Genomic DNA, 4794 nt, shown 5'->3' with positions numbered 1-4794 from the left:
TAAATTCCCGTAGGTAATTCTATACCTTCTATAATGTTATCAAAAACCTCCAATATTATATATTCTCGTATAAAATTTTCGCTACATATTTTTATTATATTTAATATATAAAATATTGCTCATTTTAGATACACCTATATCTAAGATAATCTTTAAATTATTCCACAATAAGTCCCCTTCCGTTATAAATCCTTCGGATTTTAACTTCGTTTGATTGTAAAATCTCCTAGCTTCGCGAAGATAAGGGATTAATCCTTTGGATTTTAGCTCGCAAATAAAGATTTGCGATGGGAGAGTCCATTTTAAGACGGAGGGGAGTAATTCACTCAGAGTTATACCCTATATAATGGTAATCTCTGGCTAAAATCCCCTATGAGTCAGGGAGCCTTGCCCGAAGGCGAGGCTACGAAAACCTTTCGGTTTTCGTTTAACCCCTTCTGTAAGGGAGGGGTAATTCATAATATTGAAATGTGAAATTATGAAAAATAACTTAGATTATATCAAAAACGCAACACCTATAAAAACTAAATATATTAAAAGAAACGAAGATTTTGTTCCAGAAGTGATAAATTCATTAAAAAGAGAAATAAAAAAAGGGTTAAATATAGAAAACGGCGATTTTATAATATTAAGTGAAAAATTTGTTGCAACAAGTGAAAATAATTTTGTAAATGAAAAAAGTGCAACCCCGAAATTTTGGGCATACTTTTGCTATTATTGGTCAAAATATTTATGGGGTTATATATTGGGTCCAATGCTAAAAACACGAAAAGATAGAATAAAAAATCTTAGAAAAATGCCAAAAAAAGAAACTTTAAAGCATAAACAAATTGTGATTGATAATGTTGGTCTTATTTATGCCTTAAAACCTGCTTCGGAAGGGGGTGTAGATTTGACAAATGTTCCAGGAAGTTATGCTGCACTTCTTCCAAAAAATCCAAAAAAATCTGCGGAGAGGTTATACAATGCCATTAAAGATGAATTAAATTTAGATGTTGTTGTTATGATTATAGATACCGATGCAACATATAGATTCTTTAAATGGTATATAACAGCATTACCCTATGCAATGGATGGTATAATATCAAAAGTAGGAGTTATTGGATATATAATTGGTAAATTAGGAGGACTGTTAAATATAGGGGGATTATGCGGAGCCACCCCTTTGTCCATAGTAGGTAACGAAATTTACAAAAAATATACCATGGAGGAGCTTCTATATATTGCGAATCTTGCGGATATATCTCAGGTGCCCTTTACAAAATCAATCCATGATACAATGAAAAGATACAATACCTTTGAAATTACAGAGGAAGTATTGGGTAAGTTGGAACATACTCCAATTGTGTTAGTTAAGGGTTTAAAAAAATAAGAAAAAAATTATATAAAAAAATAAAATATAGTAAAGTTTAAAATTAAGTATGTAAGATAAATATTTAAATTTTAATGAATTAAAGATTATGTCTGTGATTGTCATGAATGCCGTTAACTCAATGGAGGAAATCTTAAAAAAAATAACATCTGCAAGAGAGGGAAAATTTGATTTAAATTATATATCCAGCCATATTCAAAATATAGATGATGAAAACTATAACTATATAATTTTTAGGCTTATGAAACAGATAGAAGTAGTTAAAAAATATAATCCAAAGGTTAGACCTGCAATAGACCCAGTAGTCTCATCTGTGCTTGGAGTCTATTCTGGTTTGGATTTTTCAGAAGAATATGGAACATTGATGGGATATCCAAAATGCTGTGTCGAATCATTTAAATCTGCAAGATTTGGAATAGATGCCAAACACTTAAAGGAAGCTGATAAAATAAAAGATGAAATAAAAAAAGATAAATTGGAAACTAATAAAGATTTAAAGGAGAAAGTTGCTATAATAATGCCATCTGGATTTATTCCGTGTAGTTTAAAATGTGAGGAGGCATGGAAGAGAAATCTTATTGATATTGTATCATATAACGAGTATTTAACGATTCAGAAGCTTGAAGAAGAATTGTTCAAGGTTCTTCCACACTTTCATGGGGCATATAATGAATACTATGAAAAAATATTACTGTTATAGGGGATAAAATGTATATAATTATTGCTGGAATGGGCAGGGTAGGATTTACTTTGGCAAAATCCTTGGCTGGAAAAAATAATGATTTGGTAATCATAGATAAGGATAAAAAAATTTGTGAGAGTGTAGCTGGAGAAATTGATGCCTTAATAATAAATGGTGACTGCACAAATATTAAAACCCTTGAAAATGCAGGTATCGATAACGCAGATATTTTTATAGCAGTTACGGGCCGTCAGGAGATAAATTTAATAAGCTCTCTTCTTGCCAAAAATTACAAAATACCAAAAACAATTGCACGGGTCAGCGAACCTGAATATAAGGAAGTATTTGAAAGATTAAATGTAGATGTGGTTATTAGCCCTGAACTTGTAGCTGCAAATTATATTGAAAAACTTATAAATAGACCAGGAATTGTTGATTTAGCAATAGTAGGTGGTGGTGATGCAGAAATTTTAGAGTTGATTATAGATTCAAATTCCAAAGTTGCCAATAAACAAATAAAGGAGCTCGGTAAAAACAAGAAATATTTAATAATTGCAGTATATGAGGGGAATGAACTAAAAATACCAGATGGGGAAACAGAGCTAAAACCCAACGATAGGATAATTATTTTAGTAAAAAAGAACGCAGTTGAAGAGGTTAGAAAACTATTCACTGAATCGTGATAATTAAATAAACATAAAATAAAATATTATAATAGAAAAATTATTGTCTTATTTTTTAAATCTAAAAAAGTGTTTTTCAAAATTTATTATCATATTATTTTCAATTGGAATTCCCTCTTTTTTTAGGAGTTCTATTTTTCGTTCTATTCCTTCCGCATATCCTCCAACTTCACCGTTTGATTTAACCACCCTATGGCATGGAACTACTACAAGATTTGGATTATTATTCAATGCATTTCCAACCGCCCTGTATCCTTTAGTTCCAAGTGCTTCCGCAATCTCCTTATATGTAGTTATTTTTCCTTTTGGAACTTTTTTAACGAGATTGTAGCACTTTTCTTTGAAATCCATAATATCATCCAGAATATGATATAAATATAAAATTGTATAAATTATAGAATATATAAAAATATAAAAAATATAAGATTTTACTTTTAACCTTTTTCTAAATTTTAATATTTAACTTATGAAAAAATAAAAAAATTGTAAATTAAATGGTATATTATATTTAAATGGTATGTTATATCGTAAATTAACTTCTCCCCTTAAAGATGTATATCCCCTTATAAATATTAACAAAAAATGAGGAAGATTCTTTTATTTAATTTAAACCATTTCTTCCTCAGGGTATGCTGATAATTTGTGTTCTGCCAAGTCAAGACCTCTTTTCTCATCTTCTTCTGATACTCTAAGACCCCCCATGAATAATCCTACTATTTTAGCGAGTATAAATCCAAGACCTGTACCATATACTATACAAAATATTGCGCCTATTATTTGATTTAATAAACTAACACCTCCAGCTCCTCCCAAAGCTGTCATTCCAAATATTCCTGTTAATATAGCTCCAACAACTCCCGCAGTTCCATGAACTGGGACAACACCACAAACATCATCTAAACCTAATTTTTCAACAAGTTTATAGACTATTGGAACTTGAATTCCTGCTGCTAAACCTATCAACAAACCACCCACTGGGCTAACTACATCAGTTCCAGAACATATTGCTACAAGCCCTGCAACTATACCATTGGCTGTAAAAAGAACATCTTTCTTTGACATTATGAGAGCTCCGATACCGCCGCCTGCCATGGCAAGTGTTGTTGTGGCACATACCAATCCACTTACATCACCAAGTGCAAGTGAGCTTCCTACGTTGAATCCATACCAACCGATGGCAAGAGCAAATGCCCCAAATACTGCCATAGGTATGTTATGTCCTAATATCGGTATAGGCTTTCCATTTACGAATCTTCCAACCCTTGGTCCTAATGCTGCAATGGCACCCAATGCTAAGAATCCTCCCAAGCCATGAACTACTAAACTTCCAGCATAGTCATGCCATGGAACAATGCCTGCTCCCCAAGGTCCTAAATATACGAACAACGGATATAACAATGCCGTAATTACTATTGATATCAACACATAGGCACCAAATTTTATTCTCTCAGCAACTCCCCCTGACACTATTGTTGCTGCTGTTGCACAAAATACAAGACCAAAGAACCAGCTTGCTAAATCCAATCCATTGTTTGGCCAGTTTGTACCAAATATTTGGCTCCACCAGCTTGTATATGCTGAAATATCAAAACCTGATGAAGCCAATACTCCACCTATAAACAGCCATGCAACACAACCAATAAGCCAATCAACCATGTTTTTCATCATGACATTGTTGGCATTTTTCTTTCTTACCTGTCCTCCTTCAAGCATTGCAAAGCCCCACTGCATCATGAAGACTAAGACCCCCATAACAACGAGGAAAAATACATCCGATGAATTTGCCATTACAGTTAATGCATGAACTATTGAGTTTATATCTGTTGCATGTGCAAATAAATCTGCTGTAACCATTATATCACCTTATTTTTATATTTTTTATTTTTTTAAATAGCTTCACCATCTCTTTCGCCAGTTCTTACCCTTACAACTGATTCAACTGGCATAACGAATATTTTTCCATCCCCTGGATTTCCTGTTTTTGCATTCTCACAGATGATTTTAATTACATCCTCCACATCATCTGCCTTAACTACAAGTTCTAGTTTTACCTTAGG

Annotated in this window: 6 protein-coding genes; 3 read left to right on the top strand and 3 right to left on the bottom strand. The window is 32.5% G+C overall.

The window, feature by feature from the left end; genetic code table 11:
• Nucleotides 1-478: 478 nt before the first annotated feature.
• From F7B34_RS03960 to F7B34_RS03950, 3 genes are all read left to right on the top strand, one after another.
• Nucleotides 479-1372: a coenzyme F420-0:L-glutamate ligase gene (locus tag F7B34_RS03960; protein ID WP_292460538.1), complete on the top strand. Its 894-nt coding sequence runs from the start codon at nt 479-481 to the stop codon at nt 1370-1372.
• A 103-nt stretch (nt 1373-1475) separates the two neighbouring features.
• Entirely contained in the window at nt 1476-2072 is a 597-nt protein-coding gene (locus tag F7B34_RS03955) for a DUF483 domain-containing protein (protein ID WP_292460536.1), read from the top strand.
• A gap of 8 nt (nt 2073-2080) precedes the next feature.
• Entirely contained in the window at nt 2081-2737 is a 657-nt protein-coding gene (locus tag F7B34_RS03950) for an NAD-binding protein (RefSeq protein ID WP_292460534.1), read from the top strand.
• Between the two features lie 48 nt (nt 2738-2785).
• Here F7B34_RS03950 and F7B34_RS03945 read toward each other — a convergent pair whose 3' ends face one another.
• From F7B34_RS03945 to F7B34_RS03935, 3 genes are all read right to left on the bottom strand, one after another.
• Nucleotides 2786-3088 (bottom strand): MGMT family protein, encoded by a 303-nt coding sequence (locus tag F7B34_RS03945; protein WP_292460532.1) that lies wholly within the window; start codon nt 3086-3088, stop codon nt 2786-2788.
• Between the two features lie 255 nt (nt 3089-3343).
• The gene (locus tag F7B34_RS03940; protein WP_292460529.1) at nt 3344-4591 is read right to left on the bottom strand and encodes an ammonium transporter; all 1248 of its coding nucleotides are present in this window, start codon (nt 4589-4591) and stop codon (nt 3344-3346) included.
• A gap of 32 nt (nt 4592-4623) precedes the next feature.
• Nucleotides 4624-4794: P-II family nitrogen regulator (locus tag F7B34_RS03935; RefSeq protein ID WP_292460540.1), on the bottom strand; the 171-nt coding region annotated here is incomplete at its 5' end.

The sequence above is a fragment of the Methanothermococcus sp. genome (genome assembly GCF_015523155.1).
Taxonomy (GTDB): Archaea; AGJL01; Methanococci; order Methanococcales; family Methanococcaceae; genus Methanofervidicoccus.
The sequence above is the reverse complement of the archived record's forward strand: the minus strand, read 5'-3'. Positions and strand labels throughout refer to the sequence as shown.